The organism is Pseudomonas sp. YH-1, assembly GCF_051990045.1.
GTDB lineage: Bacteria > Pseudomonadota > Gammaproteobacteria > Pseudomonadales > Pseudomonadaceae > Pseudomonas > Pseudomonas nicosulfuronedens.
On record NZ_CP178184.1, the window covers coordinates 1,696,678 to 1,721,714 of the forward strand.

Sequence of the window (25,037 nt, forward strand, 5' to 3'; positions counted from 1 at the left end):
CGACCTTTGCCCAGATTTCCCTTGGGGTCCCGCCGAGCAGAATTGCCGCGACCTTGGTGCAAACGATAGAGACCGCGGGGAGCCGGCGGTAGGCGGGCAAACATGCTGCTGATCCATACAGTGCTTTTCCTGCGAAGCGCAGCACAGCTTCTCAACTCGCGCGTCCTCTGTGTTTCGCATGCGAAACCGAAAGCCTTTTGTGAAAAGGGTTGCTCCCAGAACACTTTTCTACTGGATGTCTCGGCGCGGCGATCTGGGCGGGGGATTCATCGGCTGGGCCCCTTGGGGGCCTTCGTTCGCCTCGTCGCTTGGGATATTTCTAAAAGGGTGCAGGCTGCCTGCATCGACCAATTGCAGCAAAACCGGGGGCTTGCACTTTGAAAAAGTCTGATACGCGCGCACGCGCTCCTCTCTCTCAGCCGCCCTGATCCCAGGGGTTGCACTTCCCAGAATGTGTGGAGGATGGGTTTTGCCCATTCGCCAGACAGCAAAAAGCCCGCTTGGCGGCGGGCTCTTCAGAACCACCCGTTGGCGCGGGTGGCGGGTACTTCTTTGTCTCAAGGAGACGAACATGCCAAGTAAAAATACTCCAGCGCCGGCAGCGGCGCAACAGCTGAAGACCACCAAGGTCGACTTTGCCAACCAGTGCCATGGCGAACTCCTTAGCGTTCGCCCCGGTGTCCCGGCAGTGGAGGCTCTGCAGTTGGCCCGCAGTCTTGCGAGTGGGGTCCAGCAGATCCTTGGCCATCTCAGCGACGTCATCAACTACGGCGACAACCTCGGCTACATGGACGAGATGCGCGCCATCGGCTTCCTCAGCGATACCGTTGCCTCCCTGATCTTCTCTGTAGAGCGCGGCATGGAAGCTCAAGGGGGCGAGGCATGAACCTGGACGCCCCGGAACAGCTTCGTACCACCTTGGAGGTCACGAATGACGTCCTGGCTGCGTTTGGCTCTGCTGCCGATGGGGAGCAGGAGCAGCGCACCTCTCTGGAAATCGCAAACGATCTCCTTGAGTGCATGGAAGCCGAGGTAACTCAGATCATGGAGATGCGCTCCATCCTGCTCGCAGTCTGGCGCGACCCCGAGGCTACAGCGCACATCAAGAACCTCGTCGGCGCCGGAATCAATGCCAGCCACTTCGTGAGCAAGGGGCTAGAGGTCTTGGCGATCTCGTTCAGGGAGGAGTTGGCAGCGCTCGAGCAGCCGGACCAAGTTTCCGCTCCCTCCGATGTCGATGGAGGTGAAGCATGACCGCCAAGCGCTTCGCCCGGGTAACTCCTGAGCAGTACCAGTCCATGTCCAACCTGGCCCGCGAGAAGCGGACCTGCCTTGAACTCGTGGCATCCAGCGAGATCGGCGGCGCCTTCGGCACGTTCGACTGCATGGTCGGCGACGTTTTCCTCAATGCAGCTGATGACAGTCGCTGGCTGGGTGAGCGGATCATCATCAAGCTGGCTATCGACATCGACGTGGATCGCTTCCGCGCGACCGCGCGACCAGAGATCGACTGGTCGGCGTTGGCAGACGACGAGATCCACCTGTTCGTCCTGCAGCATGAGCTCGGCCACCGCGTCGACAACTACTGCACCTACGACATGCCGACTCGTGAGCTGACGGATGACGTTTATGAGCAGTGCAGGCGCCACGTGCGTTGGGCAAACGAGATCCTCGCCGACCGCTACGCCTGGAGCATGATCCGTCCTGGTGAGCCCATGCCGATCGGGGAACATGGCCGGAAGAATGCTGAGCTGATCGCCGAGACCTTGGCCTTCCTCGATCAGCACATCCCACGCCGGCCGTGCGCACCTCTGCCCATCGATCAAGGGCAGTACGCCTGCGTTCCGACTCGAATGCTGGCCAACGACATCCTCGCGGCCTACGTGGGCCCGGAGGTGCATCCCAGCAAGATCGCCAGGGCGAAGGAGATGGTTGAGCGCACCCGCGAGCGCTTGGGCCTGCCGATCCCTGCGCCGCTGTTCGAGGCCGGCCCTGGCGACATCATCCTCACCAACCTCCCGCAGAGGGCAGCAGCATGACCGACCTGATCACCACCGGCGGCCAGGCCGCAACCATGACCAGCTTGGAGTTGGTCGAGTTCATCAACCAGCACCGCGAGCGGCAGGCGGAACAAGCCGGGCAGCTGTTCCCCTCGTATGAGTTCCCCGAGCTGACCCACGCCAACCTGCTCGCCAAGATCCCCAAGGTTATCGGCGAGGTATCTCATTCATTTGAATGCGATCTCCCTGACAGCTATGGGCGCCCGCGGCGTGGCTACCGCCTCCTGAAGCGCGAGGCCTGTTTGATGGCCATGTCCTACAGCTATGCCCTGCAGGCGGCCGTGTTCGACCACATGACGGCGCTGGAGGAGCGCGCGGCCAAACCGCTGACCGCTGCCGAGCAACTGCTGGCCAGCGTGCAGCTCACCGTTGACCTGGAACGCCGCCAGCGGCAGACCGAGCACCAGGTGGCAGCGCTTGCCGAGACCGTCGGTGACATGGATCGCGCCCATCCGCTGCTCGACTCGATCCCCAACGGCATGGAGAGCATCACCGCCATTCGCCAGCGGATCGGTAAGCAGTACGGCCTGCCGCCCAGGGTGATCGATGCGGTGGTGCGCGAGATGCCGCACAGCCCGCGCCCCTTCGCGATGGTTCGCAGCCAGCACGAGGAGGTCAACGGCCGCCCGTTCGCGGTCTGGGCCAAGGCCGAGATCAGCAGGGTGTTCGATCGCTTCGCCCGCGGCTGCACCTTCGTGACTCAGCACCGCGCCACACACCCTGACTTTGGCGCAGGCCAGGAGCGCTTCCAGATGCGCGGCTCCCCTGTGCAGGAGGTGGACGTATGAGCCCCCGTCCGCTTCATCCGGGCCTGATCACCACAGGCGCCAACGGCCAGCCGGTTATCGCCGGCCCGTGGCCTTCCTACCGCCAATTCCGCGGCCTGCCTGAGCGTGAGCGATGGGTGCTGTACGGCCACGCCAAGGCCTGCCGCTCCGCGCTCGAGGACCAGGGCTTCGTCATGGCCGAGAGCTACGACGACTTCGTGAAGCGGGTAACTGAGGAGCTGGACGTATGAACGATGCAGTACCGGCTGATCCGTTGGTGCCGGTGGAGGTCGACCTGCGCGGCCTGGCGTTCATGCCCCTCGATGTGGTCCGCCTCCTCGACAGTGACCTGTTCGCACTCACCAACGGCGAAGAGTTCAAGGCGGCGCTCTCTCTGTGGTGCAAGGCCTGGCTGCAGGTGCCTGCAGCTTCGCTGCCAAACGACGATCGCGTGCTTGCTTATCTCTCCGGGGCCGGCGGCCGCTGGGGGAGAGTGAAGGGCATGGCGCTGCGTGGATGGCAGCTCTGCAGCGATGACCGCCTGTATCACCCTGTGATCGCTGAGAAGGCCCTGGCGGCATGGGAGGAGCGCGTCGCCTATCGAGAGCGCCGGGACAACGAAGCAGAGCGCCTGCGCCGGCACAGAGAGGAGCACAAGAGGCTCCGCGATCAGTTGCGCGAGTTCGGCATCACCTATCCCCACAGCGCACCGATGGAAACGCTTAGGTCCGCGTTGCAGGACGCAGAACTGAACCGGCAGCGAAGCGTATCAGGCAACGCACCCGAACGCGTTTCAACACCGTTGCCTGATACGGGCCAGCTACGGCTAAGAGAGGGAGAGGGAGAGGGAGAGGGAGAGGGAGAGGGAGAGGGACAGAGACAGAGAGAGGGAGAGGGATATCTATTAGATCCCCCCTTACCCCCAGAGGGGGGAGCCGCTACCGCGGCGGGCGAACAGGACAAGCCTCAACGCAAGCGGAAGGAACCAGCCCCGGCGTTCGATCCGCTGGCTGCCAAGCCGGCCAACGTGAGCGCCGAGACCTGGTCCAGGTGGGTGCAGCACCGCAAGGAGATCCGCAAGCCGCTGACGCCGACCTCGTGCAGCCAGCAGGCCGCGCAGTTGGCCACGTGCCCGAACCCTGATGCGGTGATCGCCAAGAGCATTGCCAGCGGTTGGCAGGGGCTGTTCCCCGACCAAGTTGCTCGAGGCCAAGGCGCCAAACCCTCGAGCTTCACCAACCTACCCAAGCACAACGCAGACCAGAATTCAGAGGAGCCCGACCATGACGGCCCGAATTTCTAACTTCGCCCGCGCCCCCGAGCGCATCCTCGGCACCGAGAACGGCGCCCTTTGCCAGCAGCACCGCTCCTACACCGAAACCAAGGTGGAGCAGTTCGAAGGCGGCTATCTCGACGTGGGCTGCCCGGCCTGCCAGTGGTCGGCGTTGCGGCTCGCTCCTACGGGCACCGAGCAGCACCGGCAGGCCCTGCAGGTGGAGCAGGCGCGCAAGCTGAACGTCCTGCTGATCGGCTCCGGCATCACGCCGCGGTTTCGTGCCGCGATGCTGGATAACTACCTGACTGGCGGCAACGCGCGAATGACTGCCGTGCTCGAGCGCTGCCGCGAATTTGCCGAGAACTTCCCAGAGCACTATCAGGCCGGCAACTCGCTCCTGCTGGTGGGAAACGTGGGCACCGGCAAGACCCACCTGGGCAGTGCCATCGTTCAGCACGTGATCCGCGCCCACGGCGCCCAGGCGGTCATAGTCAGCGCCGCGCAGATCATCCGGGCCGCGAAGGGCTCCATGGCCCGGAATGCCCAGTACACCGAGCGCGACGTGATCGAGGAACTGGCCGGCTTCGACCTGCTGGTGATCGACGAGGTGGGCGCCCAGAGCGGCACTGAGTACGAACGCAGCCTACTGCACGAGGTGATCGACCAGCGCTACCAGCAAGTGCTGCCCACCGTGCTCATCTCGAACCTCCCGGCCGATGCTGCTGCGCCTGTCGATGGCCAGCTCACGCTCCAGGACTTCATCGGTGAGCGTGCTCTGGACCGCCTGCGTCAGGGTGGCCGAGCAGTCCGCTTCACCTGGGAGTCCGCGCGCAAGGGGGCGCCCGCATGAGCCGTGACCTGCATAGTCTCGAGGCTGAACACGGCGTGCTCGGCGCGCTCTTCATGGGCGCCGCCCAGAGCGATCAGGCCCTGGTCGACCAGATCGTGGAGAAGCTGACCACGGATGACTTCTACTTCGACGACAACGCCGCGCTGTTTCAGACCATCGCAGACCTTCATGCCGAGGGGGTGCCAGTCGATCCGGTCACCGTTGCCCAGGTTCGTCCCGCGCTGCCGAGCGAGGTGAAGACGCTGGAATACGCCTTCTCGATTCACCGCAACGTGCCGTCGACGGCGAACTGGAAGACCTACTGCAGGCATCTGCGCGAGCGCTCCACTCTGCGCCGCCAAGTCGAGATTGGCCGCCTGATCGAGAGCTTGGCCACCGAGGATCGGCCTCTGGCCGAGATCATCGCCAAGGCACAGGAGGCCATGGCTGACCTGCGTGACCTCGACGACGACGTGCCGGCGTATCGCCGTCTCGATGAGGTGGTGCTGAAGGTGGTGGACCAGTTGGATGATGGTCTGAACGACCGCCTGCCCAAGTTCCAGGACACCGGCCTGGCTGACCTCGACAAGCTGATGCGCGGCATCCGCCCGAAAAAGGTCACCGTCATTGCCGGCCTGCCTGGCAGTGGAAAGACCACCTTGGCGCTGCAGATCGCCCAGCATAACGCCGTGAAGCGTGGGAAGCCTTGGCTGGTGTTCTCGCTGGAGATGCCCGAGGAAGAACTGGGCATTCGTGCGATCGCCTCGCTGGGCGGGATCGATCTCAAGCGCCTCGACTCGCCCAAGGACTTGGACGGGGACGACTGGGAGCGTGTCACTGCTGCGGCGGCCCAAGCCAATGATGCGCCCCTGTTCATCTGCGACGACCCCACTGTCACGCCCACGCGGATGCGCGCCATCTCCCGGCGCGTCATGCGCGAGCACGGGCTGGCGGGAATCGTGGTGGACTACGTCGGCCTTGTTCCGCCGGATGCCAAGGGGCGGACCCGGTCCGATGAGGTGGGCGCTGTGAGCAAGGCCCTGGTGCGCCTCGCCAAGGAGCTGGACGTGCCCGTGATCGAGCTGTCGCAGCTCAACCGCGAGTCGACCAAGCGCACCGGCAAGGCCAAGCGCCCGCAGGCCAGTGATATGCGCGACTCCGGCGAGATCGAGGCTGATGCGAGCTGCATCCTCATCGTCCATCGCGACATGGACAGCGAAGAGGGGCAGAACGGGATCACCGAAATCCTCATGCCGAAGAACCGCAACGCACCGCCAGGGCTTTGCATTGTTCAGCAGCAGGGCCAGTACGGCCGTTTCGTGAACCTCTGCGGGTATCGCGACCCCTCCCAGGAAGAGGTCGAGATGGGCCGCAGCTTCGCCAGCCAGTACGGCGGCAAGGGGAAGGCAGCATGAGCATCGAGAACAAACTCCCTGATCCGCTTCCTGAGTCGCTGGAGGTGTGCCGTGGGCTGATGGAGCGCCTGACTGCCGACTGCAACAACGTCCGCGACCAGATCGAAGAGTCGGACGCGCTGTGGAAGGCCACTGGCCGTGCACCGAACCCTTTGTGGTATCGAAAGGCTCGCTCTGCCTTGCGTTGGCTGAACCGTGACCGCGTGCGCCTGCAGGAGCACATGTCACGCCTCAGGAAGGCGTCGACTGCGCAGGGAAACCAGGACGAGAATCGCTTGCTGATCCTCGCTCTGCGTGAGCACGTCAGCCCCGAGGTGTTCCAGGCCTTCGTCAACAAGGCCCGCTCCCAGGCGGGGCATGGATTCTCCGATTTCAAATCGGAGAATTCCGGCGAGGTGCTCGCATGACTTCCTCGACCGCTTACGTCCGCTTCAGCGATGCGGAGATCCGCCGGCAGGCCCAGGGCACGGCGAAGACCCTGCGCGATGCCCGCTATCCGGCGCTGCGCTTCCGCTTCCACCAGGACCGCGCCCGCGGCTCGTGGCACGTCGTTGTGCGCAAGCGCTGGGGCAAGGCTGCGAGTTATCCCGATCTCACCGCTAGCGCGATGCTGGAGGCCCTGCCGGCGATCCTTGCCCGGCGTGTGGCGGAGCCTGATAGCACCAGCACGGCACGATTCTTCGCGACCGTTGGCCAGGTGCTGGAATGGCAATTGGAGCGCCAGATGACCAACCGCGCTCTGTCCGCCAAGCGCAAGGCCTCGGTGAAGTCGATGATCCGGCGCCACCTGCTGCCACGCCTGCGCGATCTGCCGGTGAGGGACGCCACCAAGGCCACGCTGGACCGCGTGCTGTTCTGGCCCCTGCAGGAGCAGTTCTCGCCGGGCTATGTGCGGCAGGCCTACGGCATCCTCATGGGTGCCATGCGGCAGGCTCACCGCCTCGAGCTGATCCTCGGCAACCCGATGGGGTCGATGCGCTTCACCGACTTCGTGCGCGGCAAGATCCCGCCCAAGCCTGCTGGTCTCCGACCGGACGGAACCGGCCAGCTCCTCGCCCAGCTCGCGGATCACTACGGGAAGGCCCCTGCGGAGGCGCTGGTGGCCCTGCTGATGCTTTGCCATGGCACCCGGCTCGGTGAGACCCGCTCCGCTCGCTGGCGTGACTTCTGGCTGGAGGAAGGGCTGTGGACGATCCCGGCGCGGGACACAAAGACCCGTAGCGAGCACCAGCTGCCGCTCACCGGTCAGGTGCTGGCCCTGCTGCGCGCCCACCGGGAGTACCAGCAGCGCCGCGGCATCGAGTCGGTCTATCTGTTCCCCGGCGCCCGGGGGAAGCCAATCTCGCCCAGCCAGGCGACGGTGATCTTCGCGGCGATGTCGGGCGGCGAGTGGAGCAGTCACGACCTGCGCAAGCTGGCCCGCACGTCCTGGACCGAGCTGGGTGTGGATCACCTGATCGGGGAGATGCTGCTGAACCACGTCATGAACGGGGTGCTGGCCGCGTACATCCAGACTCGCGCCAAGGAGCGGAAACGGGAGGCCCTGCAGCTGTGGCACGACCACCTCGACACTCTCGGCTTCCAGCGCATCCACGGTGAGACATGTGTGGAACTCGCTCCTGCCGATCCCCTTACCAACGCAAGCAGCATCAGCGCTGCCAGCGCTTTTTAGGTTCTCGAAAGATGGAGGAACCAATGAGCCAAGTGACTTCGCTTTTCCCTCGGAAGAACCTGCAGCCGGTGGAGCGCGTGCTGCTCAAGACGGCGGCCAAGGAGTTCGCCCTGGATCGCCTGGCCGGCGTCGGCGCGCTCACCTGCCTGATGCACCTGGTGGTGGACTGGCACAGCAGCCGCGCCGAGCAGGGTTTCACCGAGTACGCCCAGGCCTGGATCGCCCAGGGCAACATCAAAGGCGGCAAGGGCGTGGAGGCCCTCATGCGCGACCTGTTTGGCTGTGATCAGCCGCAACCGCCCAAGGGGGCCGCATGACGGGAATCTATCGAGATGTGTTGCCAGCGATCGTTCGCGTCCTGGCCGCCGACGTGATCGACAACACGGCGAAGCAGAGCTGGCAGAAGCTCATCGATCGGAAGGTGGATGGCGGGTACCGCGCGCTGCTCTCTGCACAGGACCAGTTCGAGTTCGACTGCATGCTCCACGCGCTATTGCATCGCGAGCTGAGCCAGTCGGAGTGGGACGTCTTGTATGCGCGCTACTCGACCCACAATGGCCGCCGCCTCAACGCTGTCGGCCGGATGGTGCCGAGGGTCACCAGCCCAGCGCCGCGCGTCTTCTTGACCTACGCGGTGACCAGTTGGTGCATCCCGAAGCTGAAGGGGAAAGATGGCAAGCGCTCCACCGATGTCCTGGTGCTGTCGGAGAAGTGGTACGACATCAATCAGTGGGACACCGAGGCGCGGCCTGACTCGACTCGCAGCCGTTGGCGCCGAGATATCTGGAAGGCGCTGAACGCCATCGAGGAGCAAGCGATCGTTCGTGTCACCGAGATCCTGGAGCGGGAGAGATTGGTCGAAGTCGCTTGACTCTTGTGAGCGAATGAGCGAAATTGCCCACATCTGCTGATCCGTGCGCGCCGCACAGACCAGCCCCAAAAAGCCCGGCCACTGTGTCGGGCTTTTCCGTTTCTGGACCCGGCCACCGTGCCGGGTTTTTTATTGCTCGCAGATTGTTGCCGCGGCCAGGGCGGACCCCGAAAGGGGCAGGCCTGGACACCGTGAGCCGGAAGCGCGGTGATACGGAAAAACACCGGCAGAGCAGGCGTATCGACATCCTCGATACTCCCGGTGCGGCCTGTTCGGACAGCGTGGAAAGACACGCGCTCAATGCAGGTGAATGCGCAGGCTGATGCGCTATGTGGAGAATGGACGCGAAAACGGTACACCAACGGGGCAAACACCCCCCGGGTGAGGCTGAAACGCTGCCGCCGTCTAGCATGCCGGAGATCAGCACCGGCCCCTGCGCCAATTTCAAAGCCCAGCCATCAAGCTGGGCTTTTTCATTTGAGCCCCGGTGAGGGGATAACGAGATGGCCAACATGCCCGACAAACCGGAGACCTGGGCGCTTGTGCTCGCCTGGCTGAGCCAACACGCGCCCGTGCTGTACGCCACTGGTCTCTCGTTCCTGATGGCTGCCGTCCGGATCATCTATGGCGGTGGCACCCAGCGGCAGGCGCTGCTGGAAGGCGCGCTATGCGGCGGGCTCACGCTCACCCTGATCAGCGGCCTGGAGTTCTTCGGCCTTCCTCAGTCGCTATCCACCTTCGTTGGTGGGTGGGTCGGCTTCCTTGGCGTCGAGAAGGTCAGGGCGCTGGCTGACCGGTACGCCAACTTCAAGATTCCCGCCAGCAAGGCAGGTGAGTGATGGCCTGCAAGCGCTGCGAGGAGACCAGGGCCTACATCCTGGCAAACCTGAGGATGATGTATGAGCGAGCAACCCTGCGAAAAAGAAAGTCCGATCCTCGTGGTCAAGATCCCACAGGTGCTGAGCAAGCAAGCGGCAGAGATGGCCGAACGAGAGGTTGAGCAGATTGCCCAGCGTCTCGGGATGCGGCACATCCTTGTATGCGGAGGCAGCGATGCGCACGTCGAAAGCGACCTGCGCCCGCTGCTGAGTGATCTGGTTGCCGAGCAACGCAAGACCAATCAGTTACTCACCGCGCTGATCACTGCCATGGCAGAAGAGGACGGCGGGGATGGAGAGCCAGATCCAATCATCCCGCGAGATTTGGCGGGTCGGCCCATCGGTTTGCGCCGAGGCCCCGCTGACCATGCCTAAGGTTCAGACCCTCAAGCCAAGGCTGCAGCAGGTCGGCTCGAAGCTGAAGGCAACAGCCAACACCAGCGAACGACGCATGACTGGCAGCAGGCTGCAGAAGCGCCGCTATCGGCTGTGGCTGGCTTCGCCTCAGTGCGCCGAGTGCGGCGTGATGGTGGCTTACCCCAGTGGCTTCGAGCTGGACCACAAGATCCCGCTCTACCAGGGCGGCGAGGACACGGAGGAGAACTGCCAGATCCTCTGCTGTGGGCCGGGCAGCTGCCACGACCGCAAGACCCGGACCGATGAGGCCTCAGCCTGAGGCACGTCAGTCCCCCAATATTTGCACCGTCTTGGGGCGAAAAATCGCCGACGAGGGGGAGGGGTGGGTCAAAAGTCTGAAAAGTCGTTGCACGGGAAACCTCGCCCCCTCTCACGTGCACATTTTCTCCCCCCTTGAGGTTTTTGTTAATGGCGTTAACAGACAAGCAACGGAAGTTTGTCGACGCAAAGGCCCGTGGAGCTTCCAACAAGGAAGCCGCCGAGGCCGCTGGCTGTGTGGGTTCTAGCGCTTCTGTGTCCGGCTCCCGCTGGGGCAATGATCCGAAGATCATCGCAGCGATCGAGGAGCGAAAAGCTGAGCTGAATGTTAATCGCAGGTCTCGCTCGGCGAAGGCCGGGAACCAGCCAGATGATGACGTCGATGACTTGCCTGAGGCAGACGGAGAATTCCTCACCTGCCTCCCAGATACCCAGGACCCGCTCGAATGGTTGCTGGCTCTGATGAATGAGCCGCGCGCAAAAATCTTTGACCGTAGGAATGCCGCACAGACGGCCATGCCCTATGTGCATGGAAAGCGTGGCGAGCAGGGCAAGAAGGAAGCGAAGCAGGAAGCCGCGAAGGAAGTCGGCAAAGGTAAATACAGCCAAGGCAAGCCGCCGCCGCTCAAAGTTGTGAGGTAACCCATGCTCTGGACAACTGCCTGCCCCGGATGGTGGCAGCGCCTGAGCGTGGGCGAATCAATCATCCCGCCTCCGCTTTTTCCGCAGGAGGCTGAGGAGGGGCTGGAGGTTTTCCGCTCCCTCAAGATTGTTGATGCCCCCGGAAGCCCCACCATCGAGGCTGCGTGCGCCCCCTGGGTGCTCGAGTTCGCTGGGGCGATCTTCGGCAGCTACAACAGCGAGACCGGTCAGCGGCTGATCACCGAGTACTTCCTTTGCATCCCGAAGAAGAACTCGAAGTCGACCATCGCCGCAGCGATCATGCTGACTGCGCTGATCCGCAATTGGCGGCTTGAGGCTGAGTTCATCATCCTCGCGCCCACGAAGGAGATTGCGGACAACAGCTTCAAGCCTGCAGCGGCAATGGTGAAGCACAACGAGGAGCTATCCGCTCTTCTTCACGTGCAACGCCCGATGCGTGAGATTCGCCACCTGGAGACAGGCGCAACGCTGAAAGTGGTTGCGGCGGACAGCGACGTGGTCGGCGGCAAGAAAGCGGTTGGCGTTCTGATCGATGAGGCGTGGCTATTCGGTAAGAACCCGAAGGCGTCGGACATGATCAGAGAGGCTACCGGTGGTCTGCTGTCGCGCCCCGAAGGCTTCACCATCTACCTGACGACTCAGTCGAATGAGCCCCCCGCTGGCGTCTTCAAGTCGAAGCTGAGTTACGCGCGCGGCGTGAGAGACGGCAGCATTAAGGACAACAAGTTCCTGCCGGTCATCTACGAGTTCCCGCAGGAAATGATTCAGAGCGGCGAGGCCAGGCGCCCGGAAAACTTCCACCTGGTGAACCCGAACATGGGGTTCTCGGTAGACAGGCCTACGCTCGAGCGCCTGTTCAGCCAGGCCGAAATCGATGGTGAATCTGAAATTCGCGGCTTCCTGGCCAAGTTCCTGAACATCGAGGTCGGCCTGGCGCTGATGTCGAATAGCTGGGCAGGTGCAGAGCACTGGGAGAAGCGGGCCGATAGAACTCTCTCATTCCAGGAGCTGCTGCGCCGCTCCGAGGTGGTGGTGGCTGGCATCGACGGTGGCGGCCTCGATGACCTCCTAGGCCTGACCTTGCTCGGGCGCGAACACCAGACCCGCCGATGGCTGCACTGGGCGCACGCCTGGGCACACGAGATCGTGCTCGAGCGCCGCAAGGACATCGCCACCAAGCTCCTGGACTTCCAGAAGGATGGCGATCTGACCATCGTCGCCTTGCCTGGCGATGACGTGAGAGAGCTTGCGGACATTCTCTGCCAGGTGAAAGACGCTGGGCTGATGCCAGAGCAGAAGGCTATCGGCGTTGACCAAGCCGGCATTGGCGACATTGTCGATGAGCTCACCACCGAGGAGCGCGGCTTCACGATGGAACACATCGTGGGAATCGGTCAGGGCTGGAAGCTCACCGGATCGATCAAGACCACCGAGCGGAAGGTCGCCGGCGGCGAGCTCGTGCACGGCGGGCAGCCGCTGATGGCCTGGTGCGTCGGCAACGCGCGGACCGTCCAGGTCGGCAACGCTCTCGCCATCAACAAGCAGGTCAGCGGCACCGCCAAGATTGACCCACTGATGGCCACCTTCGACGCGGCAACGCTCATGGCTCTCAACCCCTCAGCTTGTGATGAGGGAGATTTCAACGACTTCCTGAAGGCACCGATCATCGTATGAAGCCCAAGACGAAGAAGCCGAGCCGGATCAAGGCTGCCGTGCTGGGCTGGCTGGGTGTACCGGTCGGCCTGACGGATGAAGCCTTCTGGAGCCAGTTCGGCACCAACGTAGCTGGCCAGGCGGTCAATGAGTGCTCGGTCCTCAAGCTGTCGGCTGTGTGGGCCTGTGCTCGCCTGATTGCCGAGACCATCTCGACACTGCCGCTCGGGCTCTATGAGAAGACGGCCCGCGGGCGGATCGCGTTGACGGACCACCCGCTCTACAGCGTCATTCACTCCCGCCCCAACCCTGACTCCACCGCGGTGGTGTTCTGGGAGGCGATGATCGTCTCCATGTTGCTCCGTGGTAACGGGTTCGCGGAGAAGAACTACATCGGCAAGCGGATGGTGTCGATGGACTTCCTGGCGCCTGGCCGGCTTTCCATCACGCGGGACGCCAACGGCAACAGGAAGTACCGGTACACCGAGAAGGACGGGACGCAGCGCGAGATCCCCGCGAAGAACATCTTCCGCATCCCAGGCTTTACCATCGACGGTGACTGGGGGCTGTCCGCGATCGAGTACGGCTCGCAAGTCTTCGGATCAGCCCTGGCTGCGGGTAACGCCGCCAATAGCACCTTCGAGAAGGGCTTGGCGCCGACCGTTGCCTTCACCATGCAGCGCGTCCTCAACAAGGAGCAGCGCACCGAGTTTCGGGAGAGCCTTGCCGAAGTCAGTGGGGCGATCAACGCCGGCAAGTCGCCCCTGCTTGAGGGCGGAATGGATGCCAAAACCATCGGCATCAACCCCAAGGACGCCCAGCTTCTGGAGTCCCGCGCGTTCAGCGTTGAGGAAATCTGCCGCTGGTTCCGGGTACCGCCATTCATGGTAGGACAGTCGGAAAAATCCAGCTCCTGGGGGACCGGCATCGAGCAGCAGATGATCGGCTTCCTGACCTTTACCTTGAGGCCGTGGCTGACCCGCATCGAGCAGGCCATCAACAAGGACCTGCTCTCCCTGGCCGACCAGATGACGACCTACGCGGAGTTTTCCGTGGAAGGCCTTCTCCGCGCCGACAGCAAAGGGCGCGCCGAGTACCTGGCAAGCATGGTGAACAACGGCCTGATGACGCGAGATGAAGGCCGAGCAAAGGACAACCTGCCGCTGATGGGTGGCAATGCCGACGTGCTCACAGTGCAGACCGCACTGATCCCCCTCGACCAGCTGGGCAAGGCCCCCGCCGGCAACTGATCCAGAGGAACCACCATGTCCAGAAAAGCACTGCCCGCCGCGCGCGTGGGCGCGCCGGCGGCTGGCCTGCGTTTTGACCTGTCGGCCCGCGCCATGGAGCGCTGGAACCCGGCAGTGCAGGCGGCCTCCGAAAAAGACAACAGCATCAGCATCTTCGACATCATCGGCCAGGACTACTGGACCGGCGAGGGTGTTACCGCCAAGCGCATTGCCGGCGCACTCCGCGCGATCGGCGACGGCGACGTAGTGGTGAATATCAACAGCCCCGGCGGCGACATGTTCGAGGGGCTGGCTATCTACAACCTGCTCCGCGAGCACCCCGGGAACGTGACCATCAAGGTGCTCGGCATGGCCGCCTCGGCCGCCTCCATCATCGCGATGGCAGGAGACGAGGTGCAGGTGGCTCGTGCGGGCTTCCTGATGATTCACAACGCCTGGACCTTGGCCGCCGGAAACCGGCACGACTTCCGGGAATTTGCGGATTACCTGGAGCCCTTCGACGCGGCGATGGCTGACGTCTATGTGGCTCGCACCGGCCTGGATGCCAAGACTGTCGCCACGATGATGGACGGCGAGACCTGGATCGGCGGCAGCAAGGCGGTCGAGCAGGGCTTCGCTGACTCGCTGCTCGACTCCGACGAGGTCGCTGGCGGCAACGAGAAGCCATCTGCACAGACCGTGCGCCGCATCGAGAACGCGCTTCGCGCTTCCGGAATGCCTCGGTCCGAGGCCATGCGATTGATCTCCGATTTCAAAGCCAGCCTGAGCGACTCGGCCGGCGATGGTGAGCGTGACGCCACCAACCTTGGCGACGGCGCAGCCTCCGCCATCAGCTCCACCATCTCCCTCGAAAACTTCATCAAGAGGTAAGGCCAAATGAGCCAACTTGAACAAGAGTACAAGCAGGTCCAGGCGGACCTGAAAAAGGTCGGTGACGACCTGCGCACCTACGCCGAGCAGTCCGAGAAGGAACTGAAGGCGCACTCCAAGCTGTCCGAAGACACCAAGGCCAGCGTCGATAAGCTCCTGGTTTCCCAAGGCGAGCTTCAGGCCCGGCTGCATGCTGCCGAGCAGCTCATGGCCAAGCTGGAGAAAGGTGGTGGCCGGATCGCCACTCCGGAGAGCATGGGTGAAACCTTCGTCGCCGCCGAAGGCTACGATGCCTGGGCCGCCCGCGCAGCCGGCGGTGCGAAGGGGAGCTTCACCGTTCCGGTGAAGGCTGCCATCACCAGCCTGCCCACCTCGGCCGGCGACCTGATCCAGCCGCAGCGCGTTGGCATGATCCTGCCGACCCAGCAGCGCCTGTTCGTGCGCGACCTGCTGGCCTGGGGCCGCACCACCTCGAACTCCATCGAGTACGTGCGCGAGACTGGCTTTACCAACAACGCGGCTCCGGTCTCGGAGAATCCGCAGAACCCGAAGCCGGAATCGGATATCACCTTCGAGCTGGACACCGATCCGGTGGCGACCATCGCCCACTGGGTGCGCGCTTCCCGCCAGGTGCTGTCGGACGCCCCCATGCTGGCCAGCTACATCGATGGCCGCCTGCGCTACGGCCTCAAGCTCAAGGAAGAGCTGCAGCTGCTCAAAGGCTCCGGCGTCGGCCTCAACCTGAACGGCATCTACACCCAGGCTAGCGTTTACGCGAACCCGGGCGTGGTCGTGCAGGCCGAGACCGCAATCGACCGCCTGCGCCTCGCTCTGCTGCAGGTCACTCTGGCCGAGTACGAAGCCGACGGCATCGTGCTGAGCCCGGTGGACTGGGCAGCGATCGAGCTGACCAAGGACAAGAACAACAACTACGTCTTCGCAACCCCGACCGGCCTGGCCGTCCCGGGCCTGTGGGGACGTCCTGTTGTTGCCTCCCAGTCCATGGACATCGGCGACTTCCTGACTGGCTCCTTCCAGCAGGGCGCCGAGGGCTGGGACCGCGAGGACGTCAGCGTCACCGTCTCCACCGAGGACCGCGACAACCTCGTGAAGAACATGGTCACCATCCTCTGCGAGGAGCGCGTGGGCCTGTCGGTGTTCCGTCCGGAAGCCTTCGTGAAGGGCGACTTCGACGGCCTGCCGGCGTCCTGATCCACTGGCGGGGCTTCGGCCCCGCCCTCTCCTGAGGAGTGACCATGGTCCTGGTAACAGCAACCACAGGTTTTGACCACGGCGGTCGTCGCCGGCGCGGCGAAGAGTTCGACGTCAGTCCGCAGCAGGCACTGGCGCTGAAGCGCAATCGGCTCGTCACCTACGACGAGAACCAGGTGGACCCCGATCCAGCCGCTGGCGAGAAGTCGTCTGCATCGCAAGTGGCCCCAGTCTCACCGCAGACGACTGCGAAACAGTCCGGGCGTGGCGCGAAGAAGAAGCCGGCCGCGGAGTAATCGTCACCAACACCACTTTCCGGCTCTGCCCCTGGGCTGACGTCCTGTATGCGATGGACGCGGCCTGGTGGCAGGTCCACGGCGATGAAGCCGCCGGCGCCTTCGACGGTGAGCGCTGCGCGCCTTTGACCTTCAAGGGCGTGAAGACGGTGCGGTTCCAGCAGTTCCAGAACAGCGGCGCCGGTGCGGCCTCGCTCGCGGCCTTCTGGGGCGCGCGGCGGATCATCCTGCTGGGTTACGACTGCCAGAAAACCGGTGGGCGCGCTCACTGGCACGGCGACCACCCGGCCGCCCTGGGCAATGCCGGCAGCCTCGACAAGTGGCCAGCCCAGTTTCGCCAGCTGGCTGCGCATCTCGCCGGGCTCGAAGTCATCAACTGCAGTCGCGAGACGGCCCTGGAGGCCTTCCCCCGGCGCATCCTTGAAGAGGTTCTCTCGTGAGCGTCATCAACCTTCAGGACGTGAAGCAGGCCCTGCGCGTTATCCACAGCGCCGACGACGACCTGATCCAGCAGCTGATCGACAGCGCCGAGGATGAGGCTGTGCGCTTCTGCGGTCGCACGCAGCTGCCGACCCTGCCGCTGGACAACCCCTGCACGCCGAGCAGCGAGGACGTCCCCTCCAGCGAGGACCCGGTGGCGCCCAGCGTCTTCACCGCGGTGGTCGCGCTGGTAAAGGCCGACTACGAGGCAACGGTCGATGAGGCGAAGAAGCTGCGCGATCTGGCCGAGGTCAAGCTGATGCCCTATCGCATCGGCCTGGGGGTGTGAGGTGCTGACCAATCGATTGCGGCACCGGATCACCTTCCAGGCGCAGGAGCAGCAGCAGGACTCGGAGTCGGGTGACGTGCTGCTGATCTGGGTGGATGCCTCGCTGTCCGACGGCACGCCGCTGGTGGACGTACCGGCCGAGGTGCTCACCGGCGCCGGCCGGGAGTTCATGGCGGCGAACACCAAGCAGAACGAGACAGACGCCCGGATCAACCTGCGTTGGTTCCCGGGTCTGGACATGTCCTGGCGAGTCATCTGGCAGGGCGAGCAATTCACCATAACCGGCGCCGACATGGATGCCACGGGGCGCAAGGAGTGGCGCCTGCGCTGCGCGACAGGAGTCACCGACGGTCGATGATGATCATCAACGGCATGAAGGGGCTGGGCGACAACATCTACCAGCGGGCATTCATCAAGCAGCTACCGCGCGGCGTGTGGCTGGAGACTCCCTGGCCCGAGCTCTACCAGGATATTCCCGACATCAACCTGATCCTGCCGGTGACCAGGCTTCGCACGCAGATGAAGAACATCTGCAGGCAGCCGAAAGGCACCTGGCAGCGCCGCCCTCGCGGCACTGTCGTTCAGGTTGGGTACGGCCGGGAGGGCATCTTCCCGGGAATGATGCGCAGCTTCGCTCGAACACCCGGAGAGATGGACCTGCCAGATTTCGGGCCATCGCCGGTCGAAGGCCGCTACGTGGTGATCCGGCCGGCAACGGTCCGCTCCGAGTGGCGCGCTGACACCCGCAACCCGCTGCCCGAGTACATCGCCCAGGCTGCGGATGAGATGCGCCGGCGCGGCTTCAAGGTGGTCTCGGTCGCCGACCTGGTCGAAGGCCGGGAATGGGCGCTCGACCCGCTGCCCACCGCCGACCTGCAGTTCCACCGCGGCGAGCTGCCGATCGACCAGCTGCTGGCCCTCGTCCAGGGAGCTGCAGCAGTGATCGGCGGAATCGGCTGGCTCCTGCCGGCTGCGATCGCGGCCAAGGTTCCGGCCCTGATCATCTGTGGTGGCCAAGGCGGCTACAACGCGCCGGAGCTCATCACCTCCAAGGTGATGGACACCTCGCGAATCCAATTCGTGGTGCCCGACAAGTTCTGTCGCTGCACCCAGAAAGAACACAACTGCGACAAGAGGATCTCGGACTATGACGCACGCCTTGCCGCCTGGGCTGACCGACTGCCTGCTGTGGTCGGATGAGCTGGGCATGGGGTACCACCCGCGCAAGCCGATGGACTACTCCGGCCCCTACTTCGAGAAGTACCAGGCGATGGATGCGACCCCGATGGGGGATGCCTTGACCAAGGCCCGCGTGCGCATGGTGCGCCGCCACCACGTCGGCGACCTGGTCGACATCGGCATCGGCGGCGGGCGCTTCCTCGAGGCGTCTGGGGCCTTCGGCTTCGACGTGAACGCCGACGCGGTGCGCTGGCTCAAGGAGCACGGCAATTTCCTGGACCCCTACAGCAGCAAGATCCCGGCGATCACCTGCTGGGACAGCCTCGAGCACATCCCGAACCCTGAAGAGTTGCTGGCCCAGGTGGTCGACTGGGTGTTCGTCTCGATGCCGATCTACCACGACCAGGCCGACTGTCTGGCGAGCAAGCACTTTAAGCCAGGTGAGCACCTCTGGTACTGGACTCAGAACGGCCTTATCAGCTGGTTCGCGCGCCTCGGCTTCGGCTGTGTCGAGATCAACCAGGAAGAGTCAGACATCGGCCGGGAGGGCATCACCAGCTTCGCGTTCCGGAGGTTCCATGGCTGATCACATCCACACCCCGAACGATGGCAGAGGCCAGCGCGACGTGTTCGTGAATGGCAATCGAATCGACAACGTCGTGTGGGCTGATGCGCGCGGCGGCGTGGTGTGGTTCTGCCCGGCGCCGGTGCGAGTTGCCAAGCGCAAGGACATCATCTACGCCCGCCGCCTGCGCGGCACGGTAGAGGTTGTCGCTCGTGGCTGATGGCGCGGAGTTCAGCATCACTGGCTTGGAGTCCCTGCTGGGCAAGCTGGATGGTCTGAGCTTCGACATTCGCCGCAAGGGTGGCCGCGCCGCTCTGCGCAAGGCAGCCATGGTGGCGCTGAATGCCGCGAAGGCCGGCGCCGAGAGGATCGACGATCCAGGCACCGGTCGGAGCATCTCCGACAATATCGCCCTGCGCTGGAATGGTCGGCTATTCAAGAAATCCGGAGACCTTGGCTTCCGCATTGGCGTGCTCCATGGGGCTGTTTTGCCGGCCAAGGGCGACAGCGTCGACAAGCAGAAGAACGCGCCGACTCCGCACTGGCGCCTTTGGGAGTTTGGGACCTCGAAGATGAAGGCCTCACCGTTCATGCGCAGTGCGCTGGCCGACAACATCGCCGAGGTGACCAACACCTTCGTCAGCGAGTACGAGAAAGCCATCGACCGCGCCATCAAGCGCGCCCAGAAGAAGGCAGCCAGGAGCAGCTGATGTACGCACCTATTTTCAAGGTCTGCTCGCAGGCTGCCGGCGTGGTCGCCTTGCTCGGCTCGAAGCCCACCAGGCTTTACCTGTTCGCTGAGGCGCCCGACAAGCCGCCGCGTCCCTATGCGACCTGGCAGACCTACGGGGGCGCGCCAGAGAACTTCCTTGCCCACCGCCCCGACATCGACTCTTTCAGCCTGCAGGTGGACGCCTTCGCGGAAACCGCTGCCCAGGCTCGCGCGGTCGCGGCAGCTATTCGTGACGCGATAGAACTGCGCGCCACGATCACCCGCTGGGGCGGTGAAGAAAAGGACGAGCCAACTGGCCTGTATCGAATCAGCTTCGACGTTGACTGGTGGGTGAACCGCTAGCCCGCCGACCTCAGTAACGACCCGCATTCAGCGGGTTTTTTTGTGCCTCAAGAAACCCGCGACAGGAGAACCCCATGTCCATCTTGGCCCAAGGAACGCAGTACTTCGTGCTCGATCCGAACCTCGACAGCAACGGCCCCGGCGTGCTGGAGATCGATTGCATCACCGCCTTCAACCCTGGCGGCAACCCGTCCGACCAGATCGATGACACCTGCCTGAAGGCTCGCTCGCGTACCTTCAAAAAGGGCCTGCGCAATCCAGGTCAGGCCACTGGAACCTTGAACGCCGATCCGCAGAACGATAGCCATTATCGATTCTGGCAGTTCGCTGAAGACCCCGAGTTCGATCAGGTTGAGATGGACATGGTCATCGGCTGGTCTGATGGCCCGCTCGACGCGAGCGGCGAGCCGACTTCCCTGCCGACCGTCGCCAGCGATGGCGGTTTCAACCTGCCAGACGACCGTACCTGGTACCGCTTCCGCGGTTACGTATCGGATTTCCCGTTCGACTTCCAGAGCAATGCGGTGGTGGCCACCAACTTCACCGTCCAGCGCTCCGGTCGCGGCTACTGGATTCGGAAGGTCTAAACCATGCAGCTCAGCCTCTCCAGTCTCACGAAAATGGGCGCCTTCACTGGCGCCCCGGTCGAGAAGGAAATCACCTGGAAGCAGAAGGACTCTGCGGAAGAGTTCAAGGCCACGGTCTTCGTCCGTCCGCTGGGTTACCGCACCGCTGTCTCCGACGTCCTGGCCCATACCGGCAAGGTCGATGGCGTCGCCGGGCGGATTGCGGCCAGCATTTGCGACCAGGATGGCAATCCGATCTTCTCGGTGCTGGACATTACCCACGGCCCGCTCGACCAGGAGGCCCTGGCTGAGGACCCAGAATCGACCAAGCGCCTTGGCGCCCTCGATGGGAACCTCACCGTGGCGCTGCTGGTGGCCATTCAGGAAGTCAACGCCCCGGGAAAGAGCCAAGCCTCGGAGAGCTAGACGAGGTCTGGCACGAGCTCGTGCTGAATGGTGTGGGTGGCAGGACAATCGCCGAGGCGCAGGAGCGCATGAGCCTGCAGGAGTTCTCGCAGTGGGTGGCCTTCCGCAAAAAACGGGGAGGCCTCCACCCAGGGCGCCGCATTGATCGCGGCTTCGCCCTGCTGGCCAGCATGTATGCGAACACCCACACCAAGAATGGCGGGTTCAAGATCGCCGACTTCCAGCCATTCGAGGCTGATGACAAACCGATCTCGCTGGTGGCTGCCATGGAGAATTGGGACTGACTGTCGGCCTATGGTAGGTTTCAGGCCTCCTATCACATGGAGGATGAAGCATGCGCTATATGGCTCTCCTGGTGGGCGCCTTGTTCGTTTCCGGCGCCGCGCAGGCCAATGAGCTTTGCGACAAGGTCGCAAGCACCGCGCGCGAGGTCATGAAGGATCGTCAGAACGGAGTTCCGATCGACTCGATCATGGCTCAGCTCGATAAGCGGCCAGGCGATTCGAGCGAGCTCATAAGGCAGATGGTGCTCACCGCTTATGAACGAGATCGTCGCTATTCCGAGAAATCTAAGGAGCGCGACATAGTCGAGTTCGGCAATGAAATGTACCTGCACTGCTCAAAATTGAAGTAACTGTCCTTTCCTTCAAAACCCGCTTCGGCGGGTTTTTTATTGCCCGGAGTTTTTCATGCCAGCACGCAGCCTCGGCACCCTTACCCTCGATGTCATCGCCAAGGTTGGTGGCTTCGTGTCCGGCATGGATGCCTCCGAGCGCAGCGCGGAGAAGTGGCGCAAGTCTGTCGAGAAGTCCGCCAAGGCGGTCGGCGTTGCTATCGGAGGCGCAATCGCCACCGGAACGACAGCCCTTACCGCCATGACCGTTGGCGCCGTCAGATCTGCTGGGGAAATCACCAACCTTGCTAGCGTGGCCAACGCCGGAACCACCGAGTTTCAGAAGTACGCCGCCGGGGCAAAGTTGGTTGGCGTAGAGCAAGACAAGCTCGCTGATATTTTCAAGGACGTGAACGACAAGGTCGGTGACTTCCTCAACACCGGCGGCGGTGCGCTGGCAGACTTCTTCACGCAGATCGCGCCGAAGGTTGGTGTCACCGCTGAGGATTTCCGGAACCTGTCTGGGCCGCAGGCCCTGGGCTTGTATGTCAGCAGCCTGGAGAAGGCCAACGTCAGCCAAGCCGACATGACCTTCTACATGGAGGCGATCGCCAGTGACGCCACCGCTCTTCTGCCTCTGCTCCGGAATAACTCCGAGGGGTTCACTGCCCTCGGTGACGCCGCTGAAATGGCCGGCGCGATCATGGATGAGAAGACCATCAAGTCGGCCAATGAACTGCAGGCCGCCACCTGGCTTATTGAGCAGAGCGCTGCAGGGCTGAAGAATCAGCTAACCGGGCAACTGTTGCCAGTGCTTGCCGACTTTGCTGACGGGCTCTTCGATGTCTCCAAGGAAGGCAGTGCAACTGTCGCTGTCGGCGAGTTCGTAGTGGAAACCATCAAGTGGATGGCAAAGGCGGCGGTGGGAGCGGTTGGCGCCTTCGACCTGATGGGGAAAGCTATTGGCGGCGCTGCTGCTACTGCGGCAGCTGGGTTCAAGGATGCTGACTGGACGGATTTTGCAGCTGGGCCCGTCGGCTTAGCGCACCTGCTTTACAAAAACCGTCAGAACATCCAGCAGACAGCTGCCGGAGTTGGTGAGGATCTCGACGCTACCGCCCAGAAGTACGGGGATTTCCTCGACACCATCGACAAGGCGGGTACCGGCGGAACGAGTGGACGCATCTCTCAACTGGGAGATTTGCTGGCCAAGTTGCGCGCGGAAGGCAACAAGCCTGGGACGTTCACCGCAGTTACCAAGGAAGAACAGGCAGCCGCGAAGGCCGCCGAGCAGGCCGCCAAGGCCCTGCAGAAGCGCTTCGATGATGCCGAGACCGGCTACGAGCGTCAGATCGCCCTGATCAATACCGAGGTGGACAAGCGCAAGGACGCCACCGAGGTCGCCAAGCTCCAGTTCGAGATCGAGTCGGGCAAGCTGAAGGGCATCAACGCCCAGCAGCAGGAGCGCCTCAACGGCCTGGCCGCCGAGCTCGATCGCCTGCAGAAGATCAAGCAGGCGAACGAGGATGCTGCGAAGGCGGCTGCATACCGCTCCTCGCTGGGGCAGGAGAACTCGACCGCCGCGGCCGGCTTCGACCTGGAGCTGGCCGGTGCTGGTGCCGGCGACAAGTACCGCGCCCGTCTGCAAGGCCTTCTGGAAATCCGCCAGCGCTTCAATGAGAAGCTCTCGGACCTGACCACGCAGTTGAACTCCGGCGACATCAGCAAGGAGCTGTACGACAAGGAAACCGCGATCCTCCAGCAGGCGCTGAACGAGCGGCTGAAGATTCAGGAGGACTATTACGATCGGGTGGACGAGGTCCAGGCGGATTGGATGGCCGGTGTCGATGAGGCCTTCCAGAACTACGTCGACAGCGCCGAGAACCACTACCAGGTCGCCGCTGATGCTGTGACCGACATCCTTGGCGGCGCCACCAGCGCGCTCAGCGACAGCATTTACGACGTCTTCACCAACACCGAGTCGCTCGGTGACGCGCTGGGCAATCTGGCCACCACCATCGGCCAGACGATTGTGCGGGCGATCGCTGATATGGCTGCGCAGTGGCTGGTGGCCCAGGCCGTCCAGCTGATCTATGGGCGTACCACGCAGGCGACGGCGGCAGCGACGATGGCTGCGAACGCTCAGGCAACTGCGCTGCAGGCTGGCCTTGCTGCATTCGCCTCTACTGCTGCCATTCCGATCGTGGGCCCTGTTGCTGCCCCTGGCGCGATGGCCGCTGCCCTCGCTGTCGCTGAGCCGTTGGCTGCAGCTGTCGGCGCAACGGCGCTGGCTGGTATGGCCCACGACGGCATCGACCAGATCCCGGCGGATGGCACCTGGTACCTGCAGAAGGGCGAGCGCGTAACCACAGCAGAGACCAGCGCGAAGCTGGACAGCACGCTGGACCGCGTGCGCGCCGACATGGCGAAGAACTCCGGCCGCGGTGGCGGTATTCGGGACATCAACTTCTACCAGACAACCACCGATTCCAAGAGCCAGAACGAGGCAAATGCCAAGGCCGCTCGCCGGATCAACAGGATCGTCAATGGCGCACCGAGGTTTGAGTGATGGGTGAGTTCATCGAAGAGCGCCTGGACCCTTGCATTCGTCTCGGCGCTGAGACTGAAGACGGGTTCTTCCTGGAGGTGACTCGCACTGCCAGCGGCGCGCGGTATGCTGCCCTAAAGAACGGGAAGCCATGGCGCACCTTTGACATAGAGTACATCAAGGATGACGAGGCGCTGGCTCTGGAGGTGGCGAGCCTCTACTACCGGACATGGGGTGGCTACGCGGGCTTCCGCGTGCAGGCTTGGGACGACTACACCACGGCGCTGGATGGAAAGTCAGCCTACACCGCAAGGGACTGCGTTCTCGATGTCGTCAGCCCCGGGGTCTACCAGTTGGTGAAGGAGTACGGCCGGGACAAGCCGGCGCTGCCCAGCATTGGCCGCCCCCGCAGAACGATCTTCAAGCCCGTCGCCGGCGAGGTACTGATCGCCGTGGCCGAGCGGGACTACCCGAACGGCCATGCCATCGACTACACCACTGGCAGGATCACCCTGGCCGCGAATAAGGCAGGCGCCATCACCGGGATCACGAAGGGCGCCAACACGGTGATCACCGTGAGCAACACCTTTTCCGCCGGCGAGTCTGTGGCGTTGGACCAGATATCCGGAACTACGCAGCTCAATGGGATGCGGGCCGTGATCTCCTCACGAACTTCCACGACCATCACGCTGCCGATCAACTCAAGTTCATTTGGCGACTACACCTCCGGCGGCGTGGTGCAGACGCAGCCATTAAACAAGGGGGCTGACATCCTCACGGCTGGCTGCATGTTCGATTACCCGGTGGTCTTCAGTTCCAAGTTCAACGTCCAGGCGCTCGGCATGGACGTCGGCCAGGCATCCGGCCTGAGCCTCGAGGAAATCCTCAACCCCTGATAACCGCCGGCTC

35 protein-coding genes are annotated in these 25,037 nt (G+C 63.5%); all 35 read left to right on the top strand.

What is annotated here, in order from left to right; genetic code table 11:
- The first annotated feature begins 571 nt into the window (after positions 1-571).
- The 35 genes from ACKI1H_RS07885 (at position 572) to ACKI1H_RS08055 (ending at position 25,024) form a co-directional block, all read left to right on the top strand.
- Positions 572-886, top strand: coding sequence for a hypothetical protein (locus tag ACKI1H_RS07885; RefSeq protein WP_440468080.1), 315 nt, complete (start codon positions 572-574; stop codon positions 884-886).
- On the top strand, positions 883-1,254 hold the full coding sequence (locus ACKI1H_RS07890; RefSeq protein ID WP_440468081.1) for a hypothetical protein: 372 nt from the start codon (positions 883-885) through the stop codon (positions 1,252-1,254). The genes ACKI1H_RS07885 and ACKI1H_RS07890 overlap by 4 nt, the downstream gene beginning before the upstream one ends.
- Entirely contained in the window at positions 1,251-2,039 is a 789-nt protein-coding gene (locus tag ACKI1H_RS07895; RefSeq protein ID WP_440468082.1) for a hypothetical protein, read from the top strand. Before ACKI1H_RS07890 ends, ACKI1H_RS07895 begins: the two co-directional genes overlap by 4 nt.
- The gene (locus ACKI1H_RS07900) at positions 2,036-2,848 is read left to right on the top strand and encodes a hypothetical protein (protein ID WP_440468083.1); all 813 of its coding nucleotides are present in this window, start codon (positions 2,036-2,038) and stop codon (positions 2,846-2,848) included. The genes ACKI1H_RS07895 and ACKI1H_RS07900 overlap by 4 nt, the downstream gene beginning before the upstream one ends.
- A complete protein-coding gene (locus ACKI1H_RS07905; RefSeq protein ID WP_440468084.1) occupies positions 2,845-3,078 on the top strand; it encodes a hypothetical protein in 234 nt (77 codons plus the stop codon). Before ACKI1H_RS07900 ends, ACKI1H_RS07905 begins: the two co-directional genes overlap by 4 nt.
- Entirely contained in the window at positions 3,075-4,130 is a 1,056-nt protein-coding gene (locus ACKI1H_RS07910; RefSeq protein ID WP_440468085.1) for a DUF1376 domain-containing protein, read from the top strand. The genes ACKI1H_RS07905 and ACKI1H_RS07910 overlap by 4 nt, the downstream gene beginning before the upstream one ends.
- Positions 4,111-4,953, top strand: coding sequence for an ATP-binding protein (locus ACKI1H_RS07915; protein ID WP_440468086.1), 843 nt, complete (start codon positions 4,111-4,113; stop codon positions 4,951-4,953). The genes ACKI1H_RS07910 and ACKI1H_RS07915 overlap by 20 nt, the downstream gene beginning before the upstream one ends.
- A complete protein-coding gene (locus ACKI1H_RS07920) occupies positions 4,950-6,347 on the top strand; it encodes a replicative DNA helicase (protein ID WP_440468087.1) in 1,398 nt (465 codons plus the stop codon). Before ACKI1H_RS07915 ends, ACKI1H_RS07920 begins: the two co-directional genes overlap by 4 nt.
- Entirely contained in the window at positions 6,344-6,754 is a 411-nt protein-coding gene (locus ACKI1H_RS07925) for a hypothetical protein (protein WP_440468088.1), read from the top strand. The genes ACKI1H_RS07920 and ACKI1H_RS07925 overlap by 4 nt, the downstream gene beginning before the upstream one ends.
- Positions 6,751-8,019: a tyrosine-type recombinase/integrase gene (locus ACKI1H_RS07930; protein WP_440468089.1), complete on the top strand. Its 1,269-nt coding sequence runs from the start codon at positions 6,751-6,753 to the stop codon at positions 8,017-8,019. The genes ACKI1H_RS07925 and ACKI1H_RS07930 overlap by 4 nt, the downstream gene beginning before the upstream one ends.
- A 23-nt stretch (positions 8,020-8,042) precedes the next feature.
- A complete protein-coding gene (locus ACKI1H_RS07935) occupies positions 8,043-8,336 on the top strand; it encodes a hypothetical protein (RefSeq protein WP_440468090.1) in 294 nt (97 codons plus the stop codon).
- Positions 8,333-8,890: a hypothetical protein gene (locus ACKI1H_RS07940; RefSeq protein WP_440468091.1), complete on the top strand. Its 558-nt coding sequence runs from the start codon at positions 8,333-8,335 to the stop codon at positions 8,888-8,890. The genes ACKI1H_RS07935 and ACKI1H_RS07940 overlap by 4 nt, the downstream gene beginning before the upstream one ends.
- A 503-nt stretch (positions 8,891-9,393) precedes the next feature.
- The gene (locus ACKI1H_RS07945; protein WP_440468092.1) at positions 9,394-9,729 is read left to right on the top strand and encodes a phage holin, lambda family; all 336 of its coding nucleotides are present in this window, start codon (positions 9,394-9,396) and stop codon (positions 9,727-9,729) included.
- Between the two features lie 60 nt (positions 9,730-9,789).
- Entirely contained in the window at positions 9,790-10,143 is a 354-nt protein-coding gene (locus ACKI1H_RS07950; RefSeq protein WP_440468093.1) for a hypothetical protein, read from the top strand.
- Positions 10,136-10,444 (top strand): HNH endonuclease, encoded by a 309-nt coding sequence (locus tag ACKI1H_RS07955; protein ID WP_440468094.1) that lies wholly within the window; start codon positions 10,136-10,138, stop codon positions 10,442-10,444. The genes ACKI1H_RS07950 and ACKI1H_RS07955 overlap by 8 nt, the downstream gene beginning before the upstream one ends.
- 149 nt (positions 10,445-10,593) lie before the next feature.
- Positions 10,594-11,085, top strand: a complete 492-nt coding sequence (locus ACKI1H_RS07960) for a terminase small subunit (RefSeq protein ID WP_440468095.1) — start codon at positions 10,594-10,596, stop codon at positions 11,083-11,085.
- A gap of 3 nt (positions 11,086-11,088) precedes the next feature.
- Entirely contained in the window at positions 11,089-12,780 is a 1,692-nt protein-coding gene (locus ACKI1H_RS07965) for a terminase large subunit (protein WP_440468096.1), read from the top strand.
- Positions 12,777-14,009 carry a phage portal protein gene (locus ACKI1H_RS07970; RefSeq protein WP_440468097.1) on the top strand — a complete coding sequence of 411 codons (1,233 nt, stop codon included), beginning with the start codon at positions 12,777-12,779 and terminating at the stop codon, positions 14,007-14,009. Before ACKI1H_RS07965 ends, ACKI1H_RS07970 begins: the two co-directional genes overlap by 4 nt.
- A 15-nt stretch (positions 14,010-14,024) precedes the next feature.
- Positions 14,025-14,879, top strand: a complete 855-nt coding sequence (locus tag ACKI1H_RS07975; RefSeq protein WP_440468098.1) for a head maturation protease, ClpP-related — start codon at positions 14,025-14,027, stop codon at positions 14,877-14,879.
- A gap of 6 nt (positions 14,880-14,885) precedes the next feature.
- On the top strand, positions 14,886-16,091 hold the full coding sequence (locus ACKI1H_RS07980) for a phage major capsid protein (RefSeq protein ID WP_440468099.1): 1,206 nt from the start codon (positions 14,886-14,888) through the stop codon (positions 16,089-16,091).
- Positions 16,092-16,135: 44 nt separating this feature from the next.
- On the top strand, positions 16,136-16,387 hold the full coding sequence (locus ACKI1H_RS07985) for a hypothetical protein (RefSeq protein ID WP_440468100.1): 252 nt from the start codon (positions 16,136-16,138) through the stop codon (positions 16,385-16,387).
- A gap of 53 nt (positions 16,388-16,440) precedes the next feature.
- Entirely contained in the window at positions 16,441-16,827 is a 387-nt protein-coding gene (locus ACKI1H_RS07990; protein ID WP_440468101.1) for a hypothetical protein, read from the top strand.
- Entirely contained in the window at positions 16,824-17,156 is a 333-nt protein-coding gene (locus ACKI1H_RS07995; protein WP_440468102.1) for a head-tail connector protein, read from the top strand. Before ACKI1H_RS07990 ends, ACKI1H_RS07995 begins: the two co-directional genes overlap by 4 nt.
- Before the next feature lies 1 nt (position 17,157).
- Entirely contained in the window at positions 17,158-17,514 is a 357-nt protein-coding gene (locus tag ACKI1H_RS08000; protein WP_440468103.1) for a phage head closure protein, read from the top strand.
- The gene (locus tag ACKI1H_RS08005) at positions 17,514-18,356 is read left to right on the top strand and encodes a hypothetical protein (RefSeq protein WP_440468837.1); all 843 of its coding nucleotides are present in this window, start codon (positions 17,514-17,516) and stop codon (positions 18,354-18,356) included. Before ACKI1H_RS08000 ends, ACKI1H_RS08005 begins: the two co-directional genes overlap by 1 nt.
- Entirely contained in the window at positions 18,304-18,921 is a 618-nt protein-coding gene (locus ACKI1H_RS08010) for a class I SAM-dependent methyltransferase (protein WP_440468104.1), read from the top strand. The genes ACKI1H_RS08005 and ACKI1H_RS08010 overlap by 53 nt, the downstream gene beginning before the upstream one ends.
- Positions 18,914-19,120, top strand: a complete 207-nt coding sequence (locus tag ACKI1H_RS08015; protein WP_440468105.1) for a hypothetical protein — start codon at positions 18,914-18,916, stop codon at positions 19,118-19,120. The genes ACKI1H_RS08010 and ACKI1H_RS08015 overlap by 8 nt, the downstream gene beginning before the upstream one ends.
- Entirely contained in the window at positions 19,113-19,610 is a 498-nt protein-coding gene (locus ACKI1H_RS08020) for an HK97-gp10 family putative phage morphogenesis protein (RefSeq protein ID WP_440468106.1), read from the top strand. The genes ACKI1H_RS08015 and ACKI1H_RS08020 overlap by 8 nt, the downstream gene beginning before the upstream one ends.
- Positions 19,610-19,975: a tail completion protein gp17 gene (gp17, locus tag ACKI1H_RS08025; protein ID WP_440468107.1), complete on the top strand. Its 366-nt coding sequence runs from the start codon at positions 19,610-19,612 to the stop codon at positions 19,973-19,975. The genes ACKI1H_RS08020 and gp17 overlap by 1 nt, the downstream gene beginning before the upstream one ends.
- Before the next feature lie 74 nt (positions 19,976-20,049).
- A complete protein-coding gene (locus ACKI1H_RS08030; protein ID WP_440468108.1) occupies positions 20,050-20,562 on the top strand; it encodes a phage tail tube protein in 513 nt (170 codons plus the stop codon).
- 3 nt (positions 20,563-20,565) lie between these two features.
- A complete protein-coding gene (locus tag ACKI1H_RS08035; protein WP_440468109.1) occupies positions 20,566-20,967 on the top strand; it encodes a phage tail assembly chaperone family protein, TAC in 402 nt (133 codons plus the stop codon).
- Positions 20,968-21,035: 68 nt separating this feature from the next.
- Complete coding sequence (locus tag ACKI1H_RS08040) at positions 21,036-21,251, top strand: phage tail assembly protein T (protein ID WP_440468110.1); 216 nt, start codon at positions 21,036-21,038, stop codon at positions 21,249-21,251.
- A gap of 50 nt (positions 21,252-21,301) precedes the next feature.
- On the top strand, positions 21,302-21,601 hold the full coding sequence (locus tag ACKI1H_RS08045) for a hypothetical protein (RefSeq protein WP_440468111.1): 300 nt from the start codon (positions 21,302-21,304) through the stop codon (positions 21,599-21,601).
- 55 nt (positions 21,602-21,656) lie between these two features.
- Complete coding sequence (locus tag ACKI1H_RS08050; protein WP_440468112.1) at positions 21,657-24,149, top strand: phage tail tape measure protein; 2,493 nt, start codon at positions 21,657-21,659, stop codon at positions 24,147-24,149.
- Positions 24,149-25,024, top strand: a complete 876-nt coding sequence (locus ACKI1H_RS08055; protein WP_440468113.1) for a DUF2460 domain-containing protein — start codon at positions 24,149-24,151, stop codon at positions 25,022-25,024. The genes ACKI1H_RS08050 and ACKI1H_RS08055 overlap by 1 nt, the downstream gene beginning before the upstream one ends.
- The last annotated feature ends 13 nt before the right edge of the window (positions 25,025-25,037 follow it).

What these genes read in the sequence shown, in the direction of transcription:
- ACKI1H_RS07885 (WP_440468080.1), top strand. Translation starts at nt 572, where the DNA reads ATGCCAAGTAAAAATACTCCAGCGCCGGCAGCGGCGCAACAGCTGAAG.
- ACKI1H_RS07890 (WP_440468081.1), top strand. Translation starts at nt 883, where the DNA reads ATGAACCTGGACGCCCCGGAACAGCTTCGTACCACCTTGGAGGTCACG.
- ACKI1H_RS07895 (WP_440468082.1), top strand. Translation starts at nt 1,251, where the DNA reads ATGACCGCCAAGCGCTTCGCCCGGGTAACTCCTGAGCAGTACCAGTCC.
- ACKI1H_RS07900 (WP_440468083.1), top strand. Translation starts at nt 2,036, where the DNA reads ATGACCGACCTGATCACCACCGGCGGCCAGGCCGCAACCATGACCAGC.
- ACKI1H_RS07905 (WP_440468084.1), top strand. Translation starts at nt 2,845, where the DNA reads ATGAGCCCCCGTCCGCTTCATCCGGGCCTGATCACCACAGGCGCCAAC.
- ACKI1H_RS07910 (WP_440468085.1), top strand. Translation starts at nt 3,075, where the DNA reads ATGAACGATGCAGTACCGGCTGATCCGTTGGTGCCGGTGGAGGTCGAC.
- ACKI1H_RS07915 (WP_440468086.1), top strand. Translation starts at nt 4,111, where the DNA reads ATGACGGCCCGAATTTCTAACTTCGCCCGCGCCCCCGAGCGCATCCTC.
- ACKI1H_RS07920 (WP_440468087.1), top strand. Translation starts at nt 4,950, where the DNA reads ATGAGCCGTGACCTGCATAGTCTCGAGGCTGAACACGGCGTGCTCGGC.
- ACKI1H_RS07925 (WP_440468088.1), top strand. Translation starts at nt 6,344, where the DNA reads ATGAGCATCGAGAACAAACTCCCTGATCCGCTTCCTGAGTCGCTGGAG.
- ACKI1H_RS07930 (WP_440468089.1), top strand. Translation starts at nt 6,751, where the DNA reads ATGACTTCCTCGACCGCTTACGTCCGCTTCAGCGATGCGGAGATCCGC.
- ACKI1H_RS07935 (WP_440468090.1), top strand. Translation starts at nt 8,043, where the DNA reads ATGAGCCAAGTGACTTCGCTTTTCCCTCGGAAGAACCTGCAGCCGGTG.
- ACKI1H_RS07940 (WP_440468091.1), top strand. Translation starts at nt 8,333, where the DNA reads ATGACGGGAATCTATCGAGATGTGTTGCCAGCGATCGTTCGCGTCCTG.
- ACKI1H_RS07945 (WP_440468092.1), top strand. Translation starts at nt 9,394, where the DNA reads ATGGCCAACATGCCCGACAAACCGGAGACCTGGGCGCTTGTGCTCGCC.
- ACKI1H_RS07950 (WP_440468093.1), top strand. Translation starts at nt 9,790, where the DNA reads ATGAGCGAGCAACCCTGCGAAAAAGAAAGTCCGATCCTCGTGGTCAAG.
- ACKI1H_RS07955 (WP_440468094.1), top strand. Translation starts at nt 10,136, where the DNA reads ATGCCTAAGGTTCAGACCCTCAAGCCAAGGCTGCAGCAGGTCGGCTCG.
- ACKI1H_RS07960 (WP_440468095.1), top strand. Translation starts at nt 10,594, where the DNA reads ATGGCGTTAACAGACAAGCAACGGAAGTTTGTCGACGCAAAGGCCCGT.
- ACKI1H_RS07965 (WP_440468096.1), top strand. Translation starts at nt 11,089, where the DNA reads ATGCTCTGGACAACTGCCTGCCCCGGATGGTGGCAGCGCCTGAGCGTG.
- ACKI1H_RS07970 (WP_440468097.1), top strand. Translation starts at nt 12,777, where the DNA reads ATGAAGCCCAAGACGAAGAAGCCGAGCCGGATCAAGGCTGCCGTGCTG.
- ACKI1H_RS07975 (WP_440468098.1), top strand. Translation starts at nt 14,025, where the DNA reads ATGTCCAGAAAAGCACTGCCCGCCGCGCGCGTGGGCGCGCCGGCGGCT.
- ACKI1H_RS07980 (WP_440468099.1), top strand. Translation starts at nt 14,886, where the DNA reads ATGAGCCAACTTGAACAAGAGTACAAGCAGGTCCAGGCGGACCTGAAA.
- ACKI1H_RS07985 (WP_440468100.1), top strand. Translation starts at nt 16,136, where the DNA reads ATGGTCCTGGTAACAGCAACCACAGGTTTTGACCACGGCGGTCGTCGC.
- ACKI1H_RS07990 (WP_440468101.1), top strand. Translation starts at nt 16,441, where the DNA reads ATGGACGCGGCCTGGTGGCAGGTCCACGGCGATGAAGCCGCCGGCGCC.
- ACKI1H_RS08005 (WP_440468837.1), top strand. Translation starts at nt 17,514, where the DNA reads ATGATCATCAACGGCATGAAGGGGCTGGGCGACAACATCTACCAGCGG.
- ACKI1H_RS08010 (WP_440468104.1), top strand. Translation starts at nt 18,304, where the DNA reads ATGACGCACGCCTTGCCGCCTGGGCTGACCGACTGCCTGCTGTGGTCG.
- ACKI1H_RS08015 (WP_440468105.1), top strand. Translation starts at nt 18,914, where the DNA reads ATGGCTGATCACATCCACACCCCGAACGATGGCAGAGGCCAGCGCGAC.
- gp17 (WP_440468107.1), top strand. Translation starts at nt 19,610, where the DNA reads ATGTACGCACCTATTTTCAAGGTCTGCTCGCAGGCTGCCGGCGTGGTC.
- ACKI1H_RS08030 (WP_440468108.1), top strand. Translation starts at nt 20,050, where the DNA reads ATGTCCATCTTGGCCCAAGGAACGCAGTACTTCGTGCTCGATCCGAAC.
- ACKI1H_RS08035 (WP_440468109.1), top strand. Translation starts at nt 20,566, where the DNA reads ATGCAGCTCAGCCTCTCCAGTCTCACGAAAATGGGCGCCTTCACTGGC.
- ACKI1H_RS08040 (WP_440468110.1), top strand. Translation starts at nt 21,036, where the DNA reads ATGAGCCTGCAGGAGTTCTCGCAGTGGGTGGCCTTCCGCAAAAAACGG.
- ACKI1H_RS08045 (WP_440468111.1), top strand. Translation starts at nt 21,302, where the DNA reads ATGCGCTATATGGCTCTCCTGGTGGGCGCCTTGTTCGTTTCCGGCGCC.
- ACKI1H_RS08050 (WP_440468112.1), top strand. Translation starts at nt 21,657, where the DNA reads ATGCCAGCACGCAGCCTCGGCACCCTTACCCTCGATGTCATCGCCAAG.
- ACKI1H_RS08055 (WP_440468113.1), top strand. Translation starts at nt 24,149, where the DNA reads ATGGGTGAGTTCATCGAAGAGCGCCTGGACCCTTGCATTCGTCTCGGC.